This is a genomic window from Pseudophaeobacter profundi (assembly GCF_029697505.1).
Taxonomy (GTDB): domain Bacteria; phylum Pseudomonadota; class Alphaproteobacteria; order Rhodobacterales; family Rhodobacteraceae; genus Pseudophaeobacter; species Pseudophaeobacter profundi.
This window is the reverse complement of sequence record NZ_JARJEF010000009.1, coordinates 1-18,732: the sequence shown is the minus strand read 5'-3', so window position 1 is coordinate 18,732 and position 18,732 is coordinate 1. Positions and strand designations below refer to the sequence as shown.

General features: G+C 59.3%; 17 protein-coding genes and 1 tRNA gene. 9 read left to right on the top strand and 9 right to left on the bottom strand.

Annotation, left to right across the window (positions count from 1 at the left end):
• Positions 1-22: 22 nt before the first annotated feature.
• Positions 23-724 (bottom strand): hypothetical protein, encoded by a 702-nt coding sequence (locus P2081_RS14425; RefSeq protein ID WP_278923565.1) that lies wholly within the window; start codon positions 722-724, stop codon positions 23-25.
• Between the two features lie 183 nt (positions 725-907).
• Between P2081_RS14425 and P2081_RS14420 the strand changes: the two genes are divergently transcribed.
• Both P2081_RS14420 and P2081_RS14415 read left to right on the top strand, forming a co-directional pair.
• Complete coding sequence (locus P2081_RS14420) at positions 908-1,234, top strand: antibiotic biosynthesis monooxygenase family protein (protein WP_278923564.1); 327 nt, start codon at positions 908-910, stop codon at positions 1,232-1,234.
• Between the two features lie 160 nt (positions 1,235-1,394).
• A complete protein-coding gene (locus P2081_RS14415; RefSeq protein WP_278923563.1) occupies positions 1,395-1,805 on the top strand; it encodes a universal stress protein in 411 nt (136 codons plus the stop codon).
• 99 nt (positions 1,806-1,904) lie between these two features.
• Here the strand turns inward: P2081_RS14415 and P2081_RS14410 are convergent, their stop codons facing one another.
• The 4 genes from P2081_RS14410 to P2081_RS14395 form a co-directional block, all read right to left on the bottom strand.
• Entirely contained in the window at positions 1,905-2,516 is a 612-nt protein-coding gene (locus tag P2081_RS14410) for a hypothetical protein (protein WP_278923562.1), read from the bottom strand.
• A 74-nt stretch (positions 2,517-2,590) separates the two neighbouring features.
• Positions 2,591-3,622 carry an ABC transporter substrate-binding protein gene (locus P2081_RS14405; protein ID WP_278923561.1) on the bottom strand — a complete coding sequence of 344 codons (1,032 nt, stop codon included), beginning with the start codon at positions 3,620-3,622 and terminating at the stop codon, positions 2,591-2,593.
• Positions 3,601-4,965, bottom strand: coding sequence for a sensor histidine kinase N-terminal domain-containing protein (locus tag P2081_RS14400; protein ID WP_278923560.1), 1,365 nt, complete (start codon positions 4,963-4,965; stop codon positions 3,601-3,603). Before P2081_RS14400 ends, P2081_RS14405 begins: the two co-directional genes overlap by 22 nt.
• Positions 4,958-5,623, bottom strand: coding sequence for a response regulator transcription factor (locus P2081_RS14395; RefSeq protein WP_278923559.1), 666 nt, complete (start codon positions 5,621-5,623; stop codon positions 4,958-4,960). The genes P2081_RS14400 and P2081_RS14395 overlap by 8 nt, the downstream gene beginning before the upstream one ends.
• Before the next feature lie 107 nt (positions 5,624-5,730).
• Between P2081_RS14395 and P2081_RS14390 the strand changes: the two genes are divergently transcribed.
• From P2081_RS14390 to P2081_RS14360, 7 genes are all read left to right on the top strand, one after another.
• Positions 5,731-6,717, top strand: a complete 987-nt coding sequence (locus P2081_RS14390; protein WP_278923558.1) for a Bug family tripartite tricarboxylate transporter substrate binding protein — start codon at positions 5,731-5,733, stop codon at positions 6,715-6,717.
• Positions 6,718-6,792: 75 nt separating this feature from the next.
• Positions 6,793-7,275 (top strand): tripartite tricarboxylate transporter TctB family protein, encoded by a 483-nt coding sequence (locus tag P2081_RS14385; RefSeq protein WP_278923557.1) that lies wholly within the window; start codon positions 6,793-6,795, stop codon positions 7,273-7,275.
• A gap of 1 nt (position 7,276) precedes the next feature.
• Positions 7,277-8,791 carry a tripartite tricarboxylate transporter permease gene (locus P2081_RS14380; protein ID WP_278923556.1) on the top strand — a complete coding sequence of 505 codons (1,515 nt, stop codon included), beginning with the start codon at positions 7,277-7,279 and terminating at the stop codon, positions 8,789-8,791.
• Between the two features lie 172 nt (positions 8,792-8,963).
• Positions 8,964-9,176 carry a hypothetical protein gene (locus P2081_RS14375; protein ID WP_278923555.1) on the top strand — a complete coding sequence of 71 codons (213 nt, stop codon included), beginning with the start codon at positions 8,964-8,966 and terminating at the stop codon, positions 9,174-9,176.
• A gap of 380 nt (positions 9,177-9,556) precedes the next feature.
• Positions 9,557-10,513, top strand: coding sequence for a TAXI family TRAP transporter solute-binding subunit (locus P2081_RS14370; RefSeq protein ID WP_278923554.1), 957 nt, complete (start codon positions 9,557-9,559; stop codon positions 10,511-10,513).
• A gap of 53 nt (positions 10,514-10,566) precedes the next feature.
• Positions 10,567-12,354, top strand: coding sequence for a TRAP transporter permease (locus P2081_RS14365; protein WP_278923553.1), 1,788 nt, complete (start codon positions 10,567-10,569; stop codon positions 12,352-12,354).
• 383 nt (positions 12,355-12,737) lie between these two features.
• Positions 12,738-12,815, top strand: a tRNA-Arg gene (locus tag P2081_RS14360).
• Positions 12,816-12,967: 152 nt separating this feature from the next.
• On the opposite strand, the gene P2081_RS14355 is transcribed toward P2081_RS14360, so the two are convergent.
• The 4 genes from P2081_RS14355 to P2081_RS14340 form a co-directional block, all read right to left on the bottom strand.
• Complete coding sequence (locus P2081_RS14355; protein ID WP_278923552.1) at positions 12,968-14,836, bottom strand: TniQ family protein; 1,869 nt, start codon at positions 14,834-14,836, stop codon at positions 12,968-12,970.
• A gap of 316 nt (positions 14,837-15,152) precedes the next feature.
• A complete protein-coding gene (bla, locus tag P2081_RS14350) occupies positions 15,153-16,256 on the bottom strand; it encodes a class A beta-lactamase (protein ID WP_278923551.1) in 1,104 nt (367 codons plus the stop codon).
• Positions 16,253-16,774 (bottom strand): HdeD family acid-resistance protein, encoded by a 522-nt coding sequence (locus tag P2081_RS14345; RefSeq protein ID WP_278923550.1) that lies wholly within the window; start codon positions 16,772-16,774, stop codon positions 16,253-16,255. Before P2081_RS14345 ends, bla begins: the two co-directional genes overlap by 4 nt.
• 256 nt (positions 16,775-17,030) lie before the next feature.
• Positions 17,031-18,674: an amidohydrolase family protein gene (locus P2081_RS14340; RefSeq protein WP_278923704.1), complete on the bottom strand. Its 1,644-nt coding sequence runs from the start codon at positions 18,672-18,674 to the stop codon at positions 17,031-17,033.
• Between the last annotated feature and the right edge of the window lie 58 nt (positions 18,675-18,732).

Below are 18,732 nucleotides of genomic sequence, written 5' to 3'. Positions count from 1 at the left end.
CGCTTTGTCTGGCCTGGCGGGATCAGAACCGCTGCCAGAGGGAGATCTTGAGGCCCAGACTTTGCCGGGGGTTGCGCCGATATTCAAGGCCGACGGTCAGGTCGCTGGTCTCAAACGGCTGATTGCCCAAGACCGACAGCCCGGCCAGCTTGATGCGCAGGGCCGGGGTGATTGAATAGCCAAAGTCAACATTCTGGCCAAAGGCTGTTTCAAAGCTGAGCAGCGGCGAGAACCGCTGACCAGTGGTCACTCCAAAGCTGCCGTCGATTTTCCACAGTGGATGGGCGGCATTGCCGCGCTGTTCTAGCATCAGATCCAGGTTGCCCCAGAGATCGCCCAGACGGGTCTTTTCCCCGCGCCCTGCCGACAGGGTGATGCGATACATCGGATGCCACAGCCCCTGTGCATGATTGGCCCCCAGCGCCAGTTCCGCAGCAATCTGAGTTCCCCCACCGCCCTGACGCAGTGGCAGGCGGGCAAACAGCAGCGCATGGCCGGATTGGATATCTGATTGGTTGAGGTCGATTCCAAGATCAAACTGCCCGGTGACACCAAAGTCGCGATAATAGCTCAGCTCTGGCTCTAGCCCTTGACCGGTGTCGCGCAGGGTCAGGCTCGTGGCGGCAAAGCCTTCACCCTTTGGGCGCTTCCAGGCACCAGCCGTGGCGGTCAGGGGCTGCAGCACCGTAAGGCAAAGCCCCAGGATCAGCACCCGTGCCCGCATGCAACCCCGCCTTTTGGTCAACGGGCCAAGGCAGCACAGAAAATCGCCGGAATTTCCAAAAACCATATACACGTTATAGGTGTGTTTTTGACGCCTGTAATCAGCCGATGGAAAAACGGTTCCGTTTTTTACCGCAACCATCGTAGGCTGGTCACACTCAGCGAAACAGCGAGGGAGACTCAAATGCCTAAAATCACCGATACGGCAGAGATCCAGACAGTCATCACCACCTTTGAGATGACGCCGGGAACCTGCCAGGATCTGCTGGATGCTCTTCAAGACGCCTATGCCGAGTTCATCTCTAAACAGCCGGGATTTGTGGCGGCGGGGCTGCATGTGAATGACGCCCAAACCCGCATTGCGAACTATTCACAGTGGCGGACCCGTGAGGATTTCTTGCGGATGCTGCGCTCTTCCGAAATGCGCGAGCGCAATCGCAAGATAAACGAGCTGTGCCGCAGCTTTGAGCCAGTGATGTATGAGGTCGCAGCCACCTTTGACGCGCCCTGACACCAGCCTTTGACTGGACCTCTGATGGGGGGAGGCGTGGGGATATCACGCTGTTTGGCCAGGAAATGTCAATTGGCCAGCCCTGCACTGACCTGGATCAAGGCCTGTGTGGTCAAAGTTGTCTAGTGTAGCCTCATGCGAACAGAAAAGGAGATTTCCTATGTATCACAATATTCTCGTGCCGATTTCCTTCGACCCAGAGCGCGATGTCACTGCGCCGTTGAAACTGGCCCAACTTTTGGCGACGCCAGATGCCAAAATTACCCTGTTGCATGTGGTTGAGCAGGTTCCGAGCTATGCCATTTCATATCTGCCGACCGAATACATGGCCCAGGCCCGCGCCGCCCTGCAACAGGAACTTGACGGGCTGGCCCAAACCCTGCCGGACCAGGCCGTGGGGCTGGTGATCGAGGGACATTCCGGGCGCTCTATCCTGGACTGGGCAGAGCAGAACAAACCGGATCTTATCATCATGGCTTCGCATCGTCCGGGCATGCAGGATCTGCTGCTGGGGTCGACAGCCAGCCAGGTGGTGCGCCACGCAGCCTGCGCTGTGCATGTTGTGCGCTAGGCGGCACTGCCACCAAGGTGAATGCCCTAGTCTTTGTGATCCGCCGCTTCCTGATATCGCAGGCCTTGCCCGTGGTATCTGGGGCGGCGTCAGGCTGGTTCAGGTCTGCTGCAGCAGACGGTTCAACACAATACCGGCAAAGCGGATTATCCCGCCGGGCAGCAGGGCAGAGCGCAGCAAGGTCTTGTTGGAGTTCACTGCCTCGGCAATGCGGGCATAATGGACTTGCTTGCTGGCAGGAGAGCGCAGCAATACGGTTTCGGCCCTGTCTAGGGCCTGTTCGGCGCCGCGGGTCACCTTGGGGCGGCTTTCGGGTTTGACCGGAGTATAGGTTTCCAGCGCCCGCCGCCGCACGGGCTGGCTGGGGTCGCGGTTCTGTCTCACCAGGGTGTCTAGGCTGGTCTCTACATCTGTCAGGGCCTTATAGGCCTCGGAATAGGCGGTATTGCCCACCAATTTATCCGCCGCGCGTTTATAAACCCAGCGGTAACAATCATATTTATAAGTCCAGGGCAGCCTTCTACAGCTACTGGCCCCCCGGTTGAGGATGTTTACAACACTGCGGGTCGTCGCGTTGTTCAGCCCCTGCGAGGCACCGGAACCGCCGCCATAGTCGCCGCCGCCGCCACCCTCGCTCCCAGCGCCTGTTGACGGAACCAGCCAGAGGCCAGCCACGACCGCAATAGGCGCTGCGTATCTAAAAACACTCATACAAAATCTCCTCGCTACAGGCGCAAGGTTAGCATGGCGGCGGCCTGTGGCAAGGCGCGGGGCGAGGATTGCCCCTAGCGGATGATGGCGCGGGTCCATTCTTTCAAGAACATGCGCCGCTTGAGCCTATCCAGATAGGTCATAAGGGCGGGCCCAAGGGCGATGGTCGATTGCGCTGGTGTTATCTGGGATTGGATCAGTGGCGGTAGAAGAAAGCTTTCCGGATCAACTGCTTGGGTTTGGACCCGGATCAGATGACGGATGAACTCCTTTGCCAGTTCCGGCTGCGGTGCCGAGGCGGTCACAAAACCTGTTCGCATCATGGTGGTCGGAAAATCCGCCGCCAGAACCACCGTCAGCGCTGATGCGGTTTCGGATCGTGCCAGCGCATAGCTGCCCAGCACATTGTAGGCCACAGCCAGCTTGCCATTGGCCAGATCAGTGATCATGTCTCCGGAACAACAGTATAGCCGGGTGCCCAGATTGCCCATTACCTCTGTCAGGCGCCAATAGGTTTCCGAAGCCCGCGCGTCTTGGGTGGCAAAGAGATACCCCAGCCCGGAGCGGCGAATATCATAGGTGCCCAACCGGTTGCGAAACACCTCGGGGCGCGCGCGCATGGCTTCGATCAGCTCTTGCCGGGTCTGTGGGATGGGATGGCCGTCAAAATCAGCCCGCCGGATGACAATGGCGGCTGGCTCGCTGGTAAAGGCAAACAGGCTCTGGCGCCACTGCGCCCAATCGGGGGTCACCAGATCTTCGATCGGTTGGGCATAGCCATCATTTGTCAGCTTGAATTGCAGGTCCATGGCGCTGGAAATGACCAGGTCATACTGGGCTGGGGCCTGGCGGAATATATGGTCGATCTGCGCCGATCCGGCGACCAGATATTCAATCGACACGCTTGGCCGATCGGCCAGAAAGCGGCGGATGATGGGGATGAAAAAGGCGGTGTCGGTGCTGGATAGAATGCGCAGCTGCACCGCATCAGTATTGGCAGCAGTGTCGTGCAGCGCTGCGCCGCGAAAGATCTGGCGATCCTCCCAGTTTTGCGCCGAAAGCGCCAGTGGCCAGAGTGCAAGGATCAGACAGAAAATATAACGCATGCGCCGCCTCCGGCTGTGTTGGACAGGGTCAGGCTTCCGCCATGGGCGGCGGCCACATCCTGGGCGATTGTCAGCCCCAGGCCGGACCCGATGGTGCCGCGGGCATTGTTGCCGCGTGAAAATCGCTGGGCAAGATCGGCAATTTCGTCGCTGGGAAAGCCTGCCCCCTGATCGCGCACGGCGACCTGCGGATGGGGACTGGCAGTGACGGAAATTTCAATGACGCTCTCGCTGGGGGAATATTTCAGTGCATTGTCAATCAGGTTGCGAATGGCATTTTGCAGCAGGATCGCATCCCCAATGAGCCGCACCGGCCTGTCGATCTGCAACACCAGGTCGATGTCCTTCATCTCGGCCACCGGGGTCAGGCGTTGCACCAGTTCCTGCACCAGATCTCCCAGGTCAAGATCTTCGTGCTCCAGATGGTCGGCGCGAAAGGTGATCATGGCATGATCCAGCAGTTGCCCCGCCGCGCGCGAACTTTCGTCAATGGCCCGGACCATCGAGCGCAGGGCCTGACGGTTTTCTTCCTTGTCGACCCGCTGCAGCGTGGTTTCGGCGTAGGAGCGCACTGTCGCCAGTGGTGTGCGCACCCGGTGGGCGGCTTCGGCGATGAAATCCTCGGATTGCGACAGAGACTGATTGAGCCGCCTCATCAGGGTGTTGAGCGAGTTGACAAGCGGCAGCATCTCGCTGGGTACAGGCTTGGTGAGTGGTCGCAGATCCTGCGGTCCGCGCCGGGTAACCGATGTTGTCAGCCGTTTCAGTGGCGCAATGGTCACCGAGGAGACCCAAAAGGACAAAAGCACCGCCAGCATGAAAAACCCAAAGCCAAAAGAGGCCACATTGGTGGAAATCTGGTTCAGAGTCTCAGAGAGCGCATCCTGGGTCTGGGCCACCGAAACGGTGATGCGGGTTCTGACATCCGCCCCCAGCAGGGTGCGCGCGGCGGTGGAAATCCGCACAGTCTTGCCATCATACTGCGCGGTCTGAAACTGCTTTGGCGCGGCTCTGTCGGCCTGCTGCGGCAGGTCTGCGTATCCCGACAGGAGCTCACCATCACGGTAGATGGCGTAAAACACCTGGTCATCTGCGGGGGTGGTCAGCATGGAAAAGGCGGCATAGGGAAAATCAATCTCGACCTGATCGTCGCGCAGCACCGCCGCATCCAGGATAGAGGACACAGAGGCCGTAAGAATACTGTCCTGGCCCTGTTGGGCGATCTGCGCAGCATAGCTGCGCACAACAAAAAACAGCAGCAGCGCCAAGAGCGCAGCCCCCCCGATCAGTGTCACCGCAAGGCGATTGCGCAGGCTGCCCTGAACCTGCCCCGGCTCAGCCATGATCCAACCGGTATCCCAGCCCGCGCAGGGTGGTGATCTTCAGCGCAGAGCCTTCCAGATGTTTGCGCAGCCGCGCGATATAGACCTCGATGGCATTGGCAGAGACATCTTCGTCATAGGAAAACAGCCGGTCTACCAGTTTCTGCTTGGGAAAGATCTGCCCCGGGGCGTTGAACAATAGTTCCAGCAGGCGCAATTCCCGGTTGCGCAGGCTGACGGCCTTGCCGCAGACGGTGACATGGCCGGCCACCGGATTAAAGGTCACATCCGCAAGTTGCAGAACGGTCTGTGCCGCCCCTGCCTTGCGGCGCAAGACCGCCCGACAGCGCGCCTGTAGTTCTTCGTGATCAAAGGGTTTGGTGACATAGTCGTCCGCCCCCAGATCCAGCATGCTGATTCTATCGGAAACCTGTGATCTTGCGGTCAGAACGATGACCGGTGTGTCGCGTTTCTGGTCGCGGTGCTGTTTCAAAAAGCTGCGGCCATCGCCATCCGGCAACATTATATCCAGCAGGATAAGATCGTAGTCTCCGATCTCTGAAAACGCGATAGCATCCGAAATTGTTCCTGCATGATCAATGGTATGCCCATCCAGTTGCAGGCGGACACAGACCGCAGCCGCCAGATCAGGATTGTCTTCCACCAGCAGGAATTTCATGCGCTCATTTCACTTTTTTCATCGCGTGACAGGTCTGTGACAGGTTCTTGTGTTTGCCTCTCAGCAACTGAGCCGCCTTTCGGACAGTTGTCAAATGGGAGGAAAACATGATGACATTTAAACTGGGCCGCCGCGCCCTGCTGGCGGGTGCTATTGCAACCCTGGGCTTTGCAGCACCTGTTCTGGCCGATGGGCAAAAGGTGCTGGACAGCATTCACTTTCTCATCCCCGGCGGCGCAGGCGGCGGTTGGGATGGCACCGCGCGCGGCACCGGCGAGGCCCTGACCAAGGCAGGCCTGGTGGAAACCGCCTCCTATGAAAACATGTCCGGCGGTGGCGGCGGCAAGGCGATTGGCTATCTGATCGAAAACGCCGAAAGCAACCACGGCACCTTGATGGTCAATTCGACCCCGATCGTGATCCGCTCGTTGACCGGCGTTTTTCCCTATAACTTCCGCGACTTGACGCTGGTTGCCGGTACCATCGGCGATTACGCCGCGATCGTTGTGGGTAAAGACAGCTCGATCAACTCCATGTCGGATCTGATGGCAGCCTATGATGCTGATCCGTCCAAGACGGCGATTGGCGGCGGTTCGGTGCCTGGCGGCATGGATCATCTGGTTGCCGCCATGGTGATGGAAGCCGCAGGCAAAGACGCGCTGGAGGTGAAATACATCCCCTATGACGCGGGCGGCAAGGCCATGGCAGCGCTGCTGTCGGGCGAGATTGCGGCCCTGTCCACCGGATTTTCCGAAGCGGTCGATCTGGCCAACGCGGGCGAAGTTAAGATTATCGGCGTCACCTCAGAGGAACGTGTTGCCGCCGCTCCGGAGGCCATGACCATGAAAGAGCAGGGGATCGACACCAGCTTTGTCAACTGGCGCGGCTTCTTTGGTGCCCCCGATCTGTCGGCAGACCAGCTGGCGCTGTTTCAGGAGGCCTTGGCCAAGATGTATGACACCCCCGAATGGGAAGAGGTGCGCGCGCGCAACGGCTGGGTGAATATCCACAATTCCGGCGATGATTTCAAAAGCTTCCTGGAAGATCAGGAAAAGGCCATCGGCGATCTGATGAAGAAACTGGGCTTTCTGTAAGGCCCGTGCAGGCAAGAAATCTGGTGGCAAAGCGGGCAATCGCTTTGCCACATCTTAAATGAGGGGGAGGGAAAGATGGCCCTGGATCGATGGATCGCGCTGGTCCTGCTAAGTATTTGTCTGGCCTATGGCTATACCGCCTGGTTCACCATGGATAGCGGGCTAGCCCCGTTTATGAAACGCAACCCAATCTGGCCTAGCACCTTTCCCAAGGTGCTGTCGGTCCTGGGGGTGATTGCCTCTTGCATCATTCTGTTTGGCCTGGAGAAGAGCGCGGAAAAAACCGCAGAGATCGATTACCGCCGTCTGGGTGACTACCACCTTGGCCAGGCGCTTTTGCTCTTGGCGCTGATGGTGGTCTATGCGCTCTGTCTGCGCCCTGTCGGTTTCTTGCTGTCAACGACTGGGTTTCTGTTTCTTGGCGGCGCCATCCTGGGCGAGCGCAAGTGGTATATCCTGATGCCCGTCGCGGTCTGTGCGGCGCTGGTCGTGTGGTATCTGGTGCAACAGGTTTTGGGCATCTACATGCGCCCGTTGCCTGGTTTTTGGGGGGCTTGAGATGCTTGAAGGACTTTTGATTGGTCTGCAAACCGCGCTGTCGATGCAGAACCTGCTGATGGTGATCGGCGGCTGTCTGATTGGCACCTTTATCGGCATGTTGCCGGGGCTGGGGCCGATGTCGATCATTGCGATCATGATCCCGGTGGCCATTTCGATGGGTGACCCTTCGGCGGCGCTGATCCTGCTGGCGGGGGTCTATTATGGTGCCATTTTTGGTGGCTCGACCTCGTCGATCCTGCTGAACGCGCCGGGGGTGGCGGGGACGGTTGCCTCTAGTTTTGATGGCTATCCGATGGCGAAGCAGGGCAAGGCGGGCAAGGCGCTGACCATTGCAGCCGTGGCCAGTTTTGCCGGTGGCACAATTGGTGCGCTGTTGCTGATGGTGTTTGCGCCGGCGCTGTCTTCGGTGGCCCTGTTGTTCCATTCCGCAGAGTATTTTGCCCTGATGGTTGTGGGCCTGTCGGCGATTGCCGCCTTTGCCGGCACCGGGCAGGTTGCCAAGGCAATGCTGATGACAACCCTTGGCCTGATCATGGCGACAGTGGGGGAGGGAGCGCTGTTTAATCTACCGCGCTTTACCATGGGGATCATGGATCTGCAGTCGGGGTTTGGCTTTATCACCCTGGCGATGGCGATGTTTGCCTTGCCCGAAGCGCTGTTTCTGGTGCTAAGCCCCAAGACCACCCAGCAGGGTGATGGCGAGGCGATCAAGGATCTGCGCATTACCGGCACCGAGGCCAGGGCCATTGCCCCGGTGATCGGGCGGCAATCTGTTCAGGGCTTTTTCATTGGGGTGCTGCCGGGGGCTGGTGCCACCATTGCCAGTTTTCTGGGCTACGCGGTGGAGCGCAATATCGCCCCCAAGCACGAGCAGGAAGAATTTGGCAAGGGCTCTATCAAGGGCTTGGCGGCACCAGAAACCGCTAATAACGCCGCCTGCACCGGGTCTTTTGTGCCGCTGCTGACGCTGGGCATTCCGGGGTCGGGCACGACGGCAATCTTGCTGGGCGCGTTGATCGCTCTGAATGTCACACCGGGGCCGCGGCTGATGATTGACCAGCCAGAGGTGTTTTGGGCGGTGATCATGTCGATGTTCATCGGCAATCTGGTACTGCTGGTTTTGAACCTGCCTTTGATCCCGTATATTGCCAAGGTCCTGTCGGTGCCACGCACCTACCTTATTCCGTTCATTTTGTTCTTTACCCTGATGGGGGCCTATATTGGTCAGAACAATGCAACAGAGCTGTTGCTGCTGGTGGGCTTTGGTGTCTGTGCCACGGCACTGCGCTTTGCCGACTATCCGCTGGCGCCGCTGTTGATCGGCTTCATTCTTGGCGGCATGCTTGAAGATAACTTCTCACGCTCGATGCAGCTGTTTGATGGCCCCTCGTTCATCTGGGAACGCCCGATCACGCTGGGGCTGCTGGTGCTGGCAGTCCTGCTGGTCGTGCTGCCCAGCTATCGGGCCCGGCGCGCCCGGTTGCGCATGCGCGGGGTGGCAGACGGGGATTAAGGCAAAGGCACTATGGTGGCAGGCCTATGGGCGCAATGACTACCTGTCCGCCGACAAGGCGCTGCGGGTGCCGCCGCTGTTGCCGCCGTGCGCGCCGCGCAAACTGAAAATCTAAAACCAGACTGCGGCTGCCCCCTTGGGTGGCCGCGCCTTGTTTAGGAATGGGGCACAGATGGCGCCTAAAATTCAAACCTATATTCGCACCATGGATGCGGTTTCGGAAACCACCGGAACAATCGCCGCCTGGATGTTTTTCACCACCGGCATTATCGTCTCCTTTGAGGTCTTTATGCGCTATATGCTGAATTCACTCACCATTTGGGTCGATGAGATGAGCCGCTTTTTCAGGTCTGGGCCGCCTATCTGGCGATTGGCTATGTGCTGAAGCACAAGGCCCATGTCATCATTGATGTGACCTTCCGCAATCCCCATACCTTCAACCGCAGGCTGGTGGACAGTCTGCGATCTGGGTTGGTTTTGATGTGATGGCGCTGCAGGCTTTGGCGGAAATCTTCAAGATATGGACTTGGGCCCCTGACGACCTACCCAAGCAAACATTGGTATACTGACATGGAAAGCATTCTCATTCTCGGCAGTCTGATCGGGTTGCTCTTGCGGCGTGTGCCTGTCGCCTTTGCGATGGGGGGCTTGGGGGCGTGCTTAATTGGCACAAAGACGCAGGCGGCGGCAGCTAGAATGCTGTCGCCGCTTGCATTTCCACGGCCTAGGCTCAATTGTCTCGGCAGTTCAATGGGAGGGATCAAAATGACCTTTATGAAATCTATTGGCGCAGCTGCGGCTGTTGCCCTGATGATGACCGGCGTGGCCTCGGCTGAGACGCGCATTACCTATAAATCGGCCAAGGCGGGGTCGTCTTATTTCCAGATGGCTGCGCAGATTGCCGAAGCGATGAAGGCAGGCACCGGCGGGGATATCTCTGTCACTGTCGAAGAAAGCCAGGGATCGGTGCAAAACGTGATGGAGGTGCGTGCCCGCGGGGGGGATTATGTCTTTACCACGCCACCGGCACTGGTGGGGCTGGCCCAGGGCGGCAAGGCGATGTTTGAAGGCAAGGGCGATCCGGCCTTTGATGAAATCCGGGCTCTGTTCCCGATCCCGTCGCTGACCATGCATTTTGTAATGTCGACAGACAGCGGCATCAGCAGCTTTGCCGATATGGAAGGCAAGACAATCCTTTTGGGCAGCGGTTCTTTTGGTGCACGTGAGGGCGCAAAATATCTGAATCTTTTTGGGCTAGAGGGCAAGGTGACCATCGCCGATTCCGAACTGTCCAATGCGGTGAATGCGCTGAAAAATGGTCAGATCGACGGCTTTGTCACCGCCGGGTCCTTTCCGGCGCCAAATGTGATCGAAGCGGCGGCTTCGACCGGGGTGACCGTGTTGTCGCTGGATGATGACCAGATCGCTGCGTCCAAGCGGACCCGTCTGACCATCCCAGCGGGCACCTATACGGGCCAGGCTGAAGATATCACCACAACCTCGCTGCCGGTTGTGGCCTATTCCACCACCAAGATGGATGATGACACGGCCTATATGCTGACCAAGACATATTGGGAAACCCGCGAAAACATGGCCAAGGACGCGGCCTGGTGGGCGGGTGTTTCGGCCGACATGCTGAGCAACATCACCACGCAGATCCACCCTGGTGCGATCCGGTATTACCAAGAAATCGGTGTGGCGCTGGACGCCGCGCATATGTAATTTTTGGCCCCGCCCCGGTCTTGTTCCGGGGTGGGGCGCATTGATCTGATCTCATGACATCTTTATCCCCCCGTTTCGCGCCACATGCAGGCCATGTCTGGATGCTGTTTGGCGCTATCACTGCCGTGTTTCACATCGGGCTGATCTTTTACGGATTGGTGCCCAATCTGGTCGCGCGCCCCCTGCACATGGCGCTGATCCTGCCTTGGGTGTTCTTGTACTCCGCCAAGACCCCATTGGCCTGGTGGTCCGGTCTGGTCATCACCATTGTTGGCATTGCAGGCTGCATCTGGATCGCGCTGAGCCATCAGATGCTGCGGAACCAATATGGTTTTCTGGAAAACTCTTTTCAGGTGGTGCTGGCCATCAGCCTGTTGCTGATCGCGATGGAGGGGGCGCGCCGGATGATCGGCTGGCCGCTGCCATTGGTTGCGCTCTGTGCTCTGGCCTATGGGCTTTGGGGGCAGCATATCCCCGGTGAATTTGGCCATGCCGGCACGCCTTTGCGCAGTTTTCTGGGCACGCTTGTTATCGCCGAAGGCGGGCTTTGGGGCAGTCTCACCGGGGTGTCGGTCGGGGTTGTCGCAATCTTTGTGATCTTTGGTGCGGTACTGAACGCGGGCGAAGCGGGACAGGGGTTCATGAATGTGGCCGCTGCGGCTGCGGGGCGTCTGACCGGTGGTGCGGCCAAGGTTTCGGTGCTCTCTTCAGCGCTATTTGGCTCTATCTCGGGCTCGGCCTCGGCCAATGTGGCTTCAACCGGGGCAATCACATTGCCTGCAATGACCAAGCTTGGCTATCCCAAACGCCTGGCCGCCGCGGTAGAGGCTGTTGCCTCATCCGGTGGGCAGATCATGCCGCCCCTGATGGGGGCGGGGGCCTTTGTCATGGTGGAACTGACAGGCGTGCCCTACACGCAGATCATGCTGGCGGCGCTGCTGCCTGCGGTGCTGTATTTCCTGACGGTCTGGGTTGGCATCAATGCCTATGCCCAACGTTTTGACCTGCAAGCCGTGCCGGAAGACCAACGGCCCGGCCCGCGCATGGTCTTTGTGACCTCATGCTTTTTCCTGGTGCCCTTTTCGGTGCTGCTGATAGCGATGTTTGCCGCCGGATTTACCCCGCAGTATGCAGCTGTTCTGGCTATCTTTGCGGGTGCTGCCGCGCTGTTCTTTGACGCCACGCCGCGCATGAACCTGACCCAGGGCCTGGCCCGTTTGGGCGGTGGCTTCACGGCGATCGGCAGACAGGTTGCGATGATTGCTGCCATTATCATCTGCGCCTCTATCATCATCGGCGTGCTGGGCATCACCGGTCTTGGCATCAAGATCACCTCGGTGATCCTGTCCGGGGCGGGCGGGCTGCTTTGGCCCGCGCTTTTGCTCACGGCGTTGGCCTGCCTGCTGCTGGGCATGGAGGTCCCGACCACCGCCGCCTATGTGATCTGCGTGTCGGTGGCAGGCCCGGCCCTGACTGAATTGGGGCTGGAGCCCCTGCAGGCGCATTTGTTTGTGTTCTGGTTTGCACTGCTCTCAACCATTACGCCGCCAGTCTGCGGTGCTGTCTTTATCGCGGCCGGCATGATCGCAGAGAACTGGCTGAAGGTGGCACTGACGGCGATGGCGCTCGGGGTTGGGCTCTATGTGATTCCGCTGGCGATGATTGCAAACCCCGCTTTGATCCGTCTCACCACCAATCCATTTGGGGCCGTCATCGCCTTTGCCCTGGTCGGTACCGGCCTGGGCTGTCTGTCTTACGCTCTTATCGGGCGGCTGCGCCTGCCGCTGCGGGTTCTGCTTGCCGCCCTTGGCCTTGCCGCCTGCTTTGGGGCGGCGTTCTGATCGTGCAAAGATGTTTCCCCTGACCAATGCGGAACGGGGAAACATCGCCGACAGTGGCAGTAACGCAGTCATTTTGCAGGAACACGATGCGCGCGGCGATGGTCTGTTTTGCATGTGGAAATCGTAAATGCCGCGCGACGGATGGTCCCCAAAAGGGAACGCGTTTTGTATCAGCACGCAGAGACCTCTGGTCCGGCGCTGGACCTGTGCTATTGGCCCTATGCGTCGCAGGATGGTCTTAAGGGATAGCGATATCCAGAGCCCCGATTTCTGCCACAGACAGGGGTTACAGTGAAAATAAATGGAAATTTCTGGGTCGGCATCCCATCCTTCTACCACGTTGACACGGCGGGGAATTTGGCTGATATAGCCGAAAGAAGAGTGGGCCGTTAGCTCAGCTGGATTAGAGCAGGGAACTTCTAATTCTCAGGTCGGGGGTTCGAGTCCTCCACGGCTCGCCATTTCTTTCCATTTGTGCCAATGAACCATAAGCTTGCACGTTTTCGCGGTTTTCATGCACACCCCCTGTCAAGAGGCTATGGGGTGCCATAGTGGCGATTTCTTATAATGCGCTGAAATATAATCGTTTTTCAGCATGGTTGGCGCTTGGCCGTTACTTTTCGCGCTGAGTTTTCAAGAGCGCCACAACTGGTTCAACCTCGGTCCGAAGATAGACCGGTCCGAGATCCAAGCCGTTCGGTCGGAACGGCTGGATCCCTTCGCTCTGGAGAATAGCCCGAATTGTGTTCCAATGCGCACCGGTTTCGGCCAACAGAATCGTTGGTGTCGTGTAGCTGGCTTCAAACGCAGCGATGTCGTCGCGGCTCATTCGCCATTCCCGACGCTTAGTCGTGGGATTCAAAACCAACATCGCAGGCGTGTAACCACCTTCGATCAGAGCCAGGAATTGACCTTTCCCCCGAATACCCGCCGACCGAGCGAAGGCCGCTGCTGTCATCTCCACTTGGTTGGTCGATGGCTTGCGCTTTGGCGCGACCTTCGCCTTGAACGCTGCAACTTCAATGATTTCCACCACAAGCCCGTGGTAGCCGAACACATCAGGACGCTGACCAAGGCGCAAAGCACCCGTCCGGATGGCCGCAATGATCTCGCCAACAGGAAGGTCCAGCCGCTTGTGAACGAGTTGGATCGTCTCCCACCCTGGCTCCTCTGCGGCAACCGGCTGCGCATAGGCCTCCAGCTCCTCAAGAAGAGCTTGGCCATCCGCAATCCGCCAAGGCGATTTGATTGTTGGGACGTTGGTCCTTGGGACGAGGACACCATCAGCCTTCAACCCGTTCAGTTCGGCCAGCGTTGCGCCGATTGCACGTCGCAGCGCAATCGGACCGACCAATGTCGGGATTTCATCAAGAATGTGCTGCCAGGTTTTCGCATCAAAGGTCTTGCGGGCATCGGCACGCGCGTCACTGGGCGCAAACGCGCCCGCTTCTGTCAAGAAATCATCCAGAACAGCCGGGCCGATGCCTGTTTCCTTGGATGCTGTTGTAAGGGAGTGGAGACGCCGCTCTGGGACGATCTGCCCGAGAAGGTCATCACCTGGCGCCAAGGGCCATATTTCCAGAAAGTAGTCACGAAGGATCCCGCGAAAGCCCTCAAAGGCATCGTCATCAAGATAGATGCCCTTGAGATGTTTGAAGAGCGGACCCAATTCGCCCTGCGTCACGAAGTGGCCACCGTCCTGTGATCGCATAAGGATGTCCAGAGCCGCTCGGATCCCGTCAGGGCCTTGCGAGACGAAGACAAAGCCCTTGGCCTTGGCGCGCCGATCGTCCGAGGCCTCGCCTTGTGTGCGCAGCAAGGCTGCACCTATGAACTCACAGAGTGTGATCGTCGGAAACACCGGCTGTGAGGCCAGCCATGTTTTGTCCGCAGCGATACCCTGCGATAGACGCTTATCAAGCCAAAGGTCATAGTCGGTAGGATCAAAGCACATGCGGTCGAATGATCCTGCTCGCAGGTCTGGCAGGATTTCCGCCAATCTCGCTCCAATGTCATCCCGTTCGATGGGGCGCGAGCTGGACCACAAGGGAACCAGCGGATGGTGGTGCTGGTGGCAGATATCAACACCTCTGCAAAGCCAGTCGCCCCGCAAGGCAATGTGCCGCAATGGATGGGGCTGATCGGCTGCATGCTCACGCATGCAAAGTGGACAGCCCCGAATGATCGGGTTTCGTAGGGCCCGCGAGACAAAGACTTCCTGCCGAAATCGCATCCGGACGTCTCCGATGCGTTCACCTGTCCATGAGAGCATTTCGGCGAGCTGCGTGGCCGACAGCCCTGCGCGTTCTGCAAAAATCGCGACCGCCTCTTCGTCCTGCTCCAGGATACGCCGAAAGGTGGTACCGAGATCGAGGGCGAAGTTGGCAGCGTCGGTTCCATTCAGGATTGCCATGCGCGAAAACAGCGACGGGAGCGTCTCGCGGTCAACGGGCTCCACCGTAAGGGCAAGTTTCCTCAGCAAGTACACCTCCTAAGCGCTCAGATGCTCCATGTGTTTTGATACGCGGTTCCATAGCCGTTTCAGGATCGGAAGCGAAGTCGCCATTCGCCGCAAACGCGGATGAGACATGTGCAAAGCCGGGGCCCGGTAGGGATGCTACCGACGTGAACGGCCCAGACCTGCCGTTCATAGGGCCTGATCAATGCTGCGCCGCAGCCTGCCAAACCTGCCGTTCGCTGCGAACGCCATACCCGTCACGGAGGCTGTGGGATAAGCCCGTCAGGGGAAAGGGGAACCTCGGCCATCACCCGATTTGTGCAACAGAGCCGTTGCGCATCTATTGCTTCGCCACCGGAGCCAGGTAGAAATAGTCGAACACCATGCGGGCGATCTCGGCAATTGCGCGATCCCTGTCCGAAACGGGTGTCTCGTTGCTGTTCGTGTACACTGCGATGGCAAACCGCCGACCGTCGGGGAGCGTGATGTAACCAACGTCGTTGGCAATTCCGCCTGCGGTTCCAGTCTTGTGCGCGACGAGCGTTCCCTTCGGCATCAGCCCCTTGAGACGGCCAGGGCCGCTGCGCGTGCGCGACATGACTCCCAGCAGGAACTCGCGGCTTTCCATGCTCATCGCCGTGCCACCGTCGATGGCAAGCAGCAGTTGCAGCATCGCAAGGGGCGTTGCGTGGTCGCGGGGATCCGCCTCGAAGTCCGGATTGGGATCAATCTGGGCCATCACCAATGCCGGGTTGTTGCTGATGGCCTCAGCGATAGCTTCTGGCGTGACCGCCGACAAGCCGTAGAAATCCATGAGAATATCGCGGGTCGTCCGATCGACCCTGATATCGGTGATCCCGAGGTTTTGCAGATACTCGGTCACCGCCGCTGCTCCGCCGACCAGTTCCATGGAAACGTCGGTCGTAGTGTTGTCGCTTTCCGTGATCATCACCTCGATCAGGTTCGCCACCGAGAGCTGGATCCCGGGGTGAGGGAATGTCTCGGCAAGCGCAAATACGCCGGTGACGTACATGTCGGGCGGGACTTCGACCAGTTGGTCGAGATTGAGTTCCCCCCTGTCCACGCGATCCAGCACGGCAGCAGCGATCGCCACCTTGTACGTGCTAGCCATGGCGAAGGTCTCATCACCATTGAACGCGATGACCTTGTCGCCGCCGATTTCCTGCGCCGCGAAGCCTATGCGCCCGGCAAGCCCCGACGCGATCTGTTCGATCGCGGCACCAACGGACTGTCCTTCCGTTGTCTGGCCATATGCCGGGCCGAAGGTAGCCACCGCGGAAACCGCGAGGGCTACGATAATCCGACGATATTTCATTTTTGGTTTCTCCTTCTGTGAGATGAGGCCTAGGAATGTCACAACCAGTTGCCGCCATTCGCCGGAAAGGCTGGCGTGATATCGGGCATCGAATCCAAATTTCGTCACTGACGGGTTTCCTTGAGAGACATCCCCATCATAGTCAGGCTCGCGCCTGAACAAAGCATCTGGATTCCGAGCAGGCTCCCGAGCAGGACCAGCGTTGCACCCGGCGATGACAAGACAATTATTGCCAGGACGACAGTCACTGCCCCCACCAACAAAAGGGGCCTAAAGAACCGTGTACTTCTAACGCGGAAGGCGTACAGGATCTGGACTATGCCGCTTGCCGCGAGGAGGATCAGCAGGAAGGTAGATAGCGATATGATGCCGGCAAGCGGGTTGGCCATGAATGACCAGCCCAGAAATGCTGTCAGAGCGCCAAGGCACCAGGTCAGTATCCTGTTGCCCAGGCCTTCAGTCCAGAACCCGAGGACAATTTGCGAAGCGCCGCCAAGCAAGAGAAATATTCCCGTAACCGTAACAATAGCCGCGGACGCGATCACGGCATTGAACAGCACGACGACACCGAGAGCGATTATCAGCACCCCAAGCCAGAAATATTTTGTCGAAATTCTCATCGCCATAGCCGGTTCTTCCTTCCTTAATTGCTTATCGGGGAGACGGAGATCAAATGCCGCATGATCCCGCCTCCCCTTGCCTCAGTGCGCCACCATCAGTTTTCGACTTTCTGCGGTAAAGGCACCCGTGAAGTCAGATGGCAAAGGCATACCGGTCGAGAATTCGGCATTCCGCGCCTCTGTCGAAATCGGCTCGAAGCGCCGCTTGTCTTCCGGGTCAAACCGGATCGGCTGACCCGCGAAGACAGGAAGCAGCTCCTCGTCACAGGCAGCAGGGGATGACCCGGGGGTCGTAGACCGGCTGCGAGTTCGGAATGCCGCCGCCGAAATCCTGTGGGACGGCGTAGAAAGCCTGTGTCCACACCTCGACGTCCAGCGGCTCGAACAGGCTTTCCCGCGGCTCGTGGCGGATCGGCTGTCCCGGATTGACGTCGCGCAAGACCTCGCCGCCATCGACGACCACCGTGCCGTTCACGATCACTAAGGGAATGCCCGAGGACGGCCGGTTGCCCTCAGCATAGGTCGCGTTGTCGGTGACCGTCTCGGGATCAAACATCGTGATGTCAGCGACCATCCCCTCCTGCATCCGGCCGCGCTCCTGCATAGCCTGCAGCCCCGTCAGGCCGAGCGGGCGCGCGGAGTTCCAGCTGAGCTGCGCGATGCTCTGCATCAGAGGGATCCCGTTCTCGCGCCCCATGCGCAGCGTCCGCGCGCAGGAGCCGGCTCCGCGCGGGTGACTGTTGGGCAGATCTTCGAACGGCGTGTCCCAAGTGATGCTGTCGTCGAGGATCGGCATGCCGTCCGACGCGATCGCCACGTCCGGCATTCGTAGCCAGTCGACGATGGCGCTCTCCGGCATCTTGTAGACCAGTACGAGCCGTGCGGGCTCGCGGGCGATCATCTCGGCGCGGCTCTCCCGCGTGTACCACTCACCGGTGAGTGCGTCCTGGATGGTCGTCTCGTATTTGTAGCCGAGCTGGTCGACCCAGACCTCCGGCTCGAGGAACACGGCGTTGAGCGCCGTGGAGCCCGCAGCGTAAGGGTAGAGCTCGCCCCAGACGTTCATGCCCTGCCTCCGCATACCTACGAGCAGTTCATGCACGAGGTTGTAGCCCGGGTTGTTGAAGTGGCAGGCGATGCCCGGGGCGCCGAGCGCAGCAGCGTTCGCCAGCATCTCTTGGATGCCGTTCGACTCGGTGGTGTCGGTGCCGGGCGTGTAGCGGAAATGGAACCCGCAGGGTCGCCCGTAGCGCGCGGCGACGCGCTGGATCTCGTAGACCTCGCGCGCCGAGGCGCCGTCGCGCATGTAGCCGAGTGTCGAGCCGATGCCGACGGCCCCCGCGGCGAGGCCGACGTCGAGCAAGCGCAGGATCTCGTTGCCCTGTTCGAGGTCCGGGCGGGCCAGGGACCAGCCGGTCTTGTCCGTGCCCCGGTGGTTCAACATCTCGGGTGCATCTTCCGTCGTGATGCCGTCGAGAACCTGCGTCCGCGCTAATTCGTGCGCGGTGGCGCAGCCGTAGTTGATCTGGTTGGCACCGGCGCGTGCGGCGTACCAGTTGTCCACCAGCGGCCCGTGCGTGCCGATCTCGAGATCCATGACGGTCGTGCGCCCATCGAGCAGCGCGAGCTTGTTGCCCATCGGCCGGGGCCAGTGAAAATGCGTGTCGATGAAGCCGGGTGCTACGACATGGCCTCTCGCGTCGATCTGTCGGCCGCCCTCGAGGGGGTCGGTCGTGATGGCGACGATCCGGCCGTCCTTGATGCCGACATTGGCGATCTGATCGAACCCCGTCTCCGGGTCCATCACGCGGCCCCCGTTAATCACGAGGTCGAACCCCTCCGTCTGTTGATTGTCACTGAGAACTGACCCGGTATTTTCACCGAGATTTGACCCACCTTCAGTTATGCGCTGTAGTTTATGATGTGGTCAATGTTGCGGTCTCCTTTCCTGTTTTCTTTGCAGC

Bases quoted from the DNA above. Each gene is read 5' to 3' on its own strand.
- P2081_RS14425 (WP_278923565.1), bottom strand. From the start codon at position 724: ATGCGGGCACGGGTGCTGATCCTGGGGCTTTGCCTTACGGTGCTGCAG.
- P2081_RS14420 (WP_278923564.1), top strand. From the start codon at position 908: ATGCCTAAAATCACCGATACGGCAGAGATCCAGACAGTCATCACCACC.
- P2081_RS14415 (WP_278923563.1), top strand. From the start codon at position 1,395: ATGTATCACAATATTCTCGTGCCGATTTCCTTCGACCCAGAGCGCGAT.
- P2081_RS14405 (WP_278923561.1), bottom strand. From the start codon at position 3,622: ATGCGTTATATTTTCTGTCTGATCCTTGCACTCTGGCCACTGGCGCTT.
- P2081_RS14410 (WP_278923562.1), bottom strand. From the start codon at position 2,516: ATGAGTGTTTTTAGATACGCAGCGCCTATTGCGGTCGTGGCTGGCCTC.
- P2081_RS14365 (WP_278923553.1), top strand. From the start codon at position 10,567: ATGACATCTTTATCCCCCCGTTTCGCGCCACATGCAGGCCATGTCTGG.
- P2081_RS14400 (WP_278923560.1), bottom strand. From the start codon at position 4,965: ATGGCTGAGCCGGGGCAGGTTCAGGGCAGCCTGCGCAATCGCCTTGCG.
- P2081_RS14370 (WP_278923554.1), top strand. From the start codon at position 9,557: ATGACCTTTATGAAATCTATTGGCGCAGCTGCGGCTGTTGCCCTGATG.
- P2081_RS14390 (WP_278923558.1), top strand. From the start codon at position 5,731: ATGATGACATTTAAACTGGGCCGCCGCGCCCTGCTGGCGGGTGCTATT.
- P2081_RS14385 (WP_278923557.1), top strand. From the start codon at position 6,793: ATGGCCCTGGATCGATGGATCGCGCTGGTCCTGCTAAGTATTTGTCTG.
- P2081_RS14380 (WP_278923556.1), top strand. From the start codon at position 7,277: ATGCTTGAAGGACTTTTGATTGGTCTGCAAACCGCGCTGTCGATGCAG.
- P2081_RS14395 (WP_278923559.1), bottom strand. From the start codon at position 5,623: ATGAAATTCCTGCTGGTGGAAGACAATCCTGATCTGGCGGCTGCGGTC.
- P2081_RS14345 (WP_278923550.1), bottom strand. From the start codon at position 16,774: ATGGCGATGAGAATTTCGACAAAATATTTCTGGCTTGGGGTGCTGATA.
- P2081_RS14375 (WP_278923555.1), top strand. From the start codon at position 8,964: ATGGCGCCTAAAATTCAAACCTATATTCGCACCATGGATGCGGTTTCG.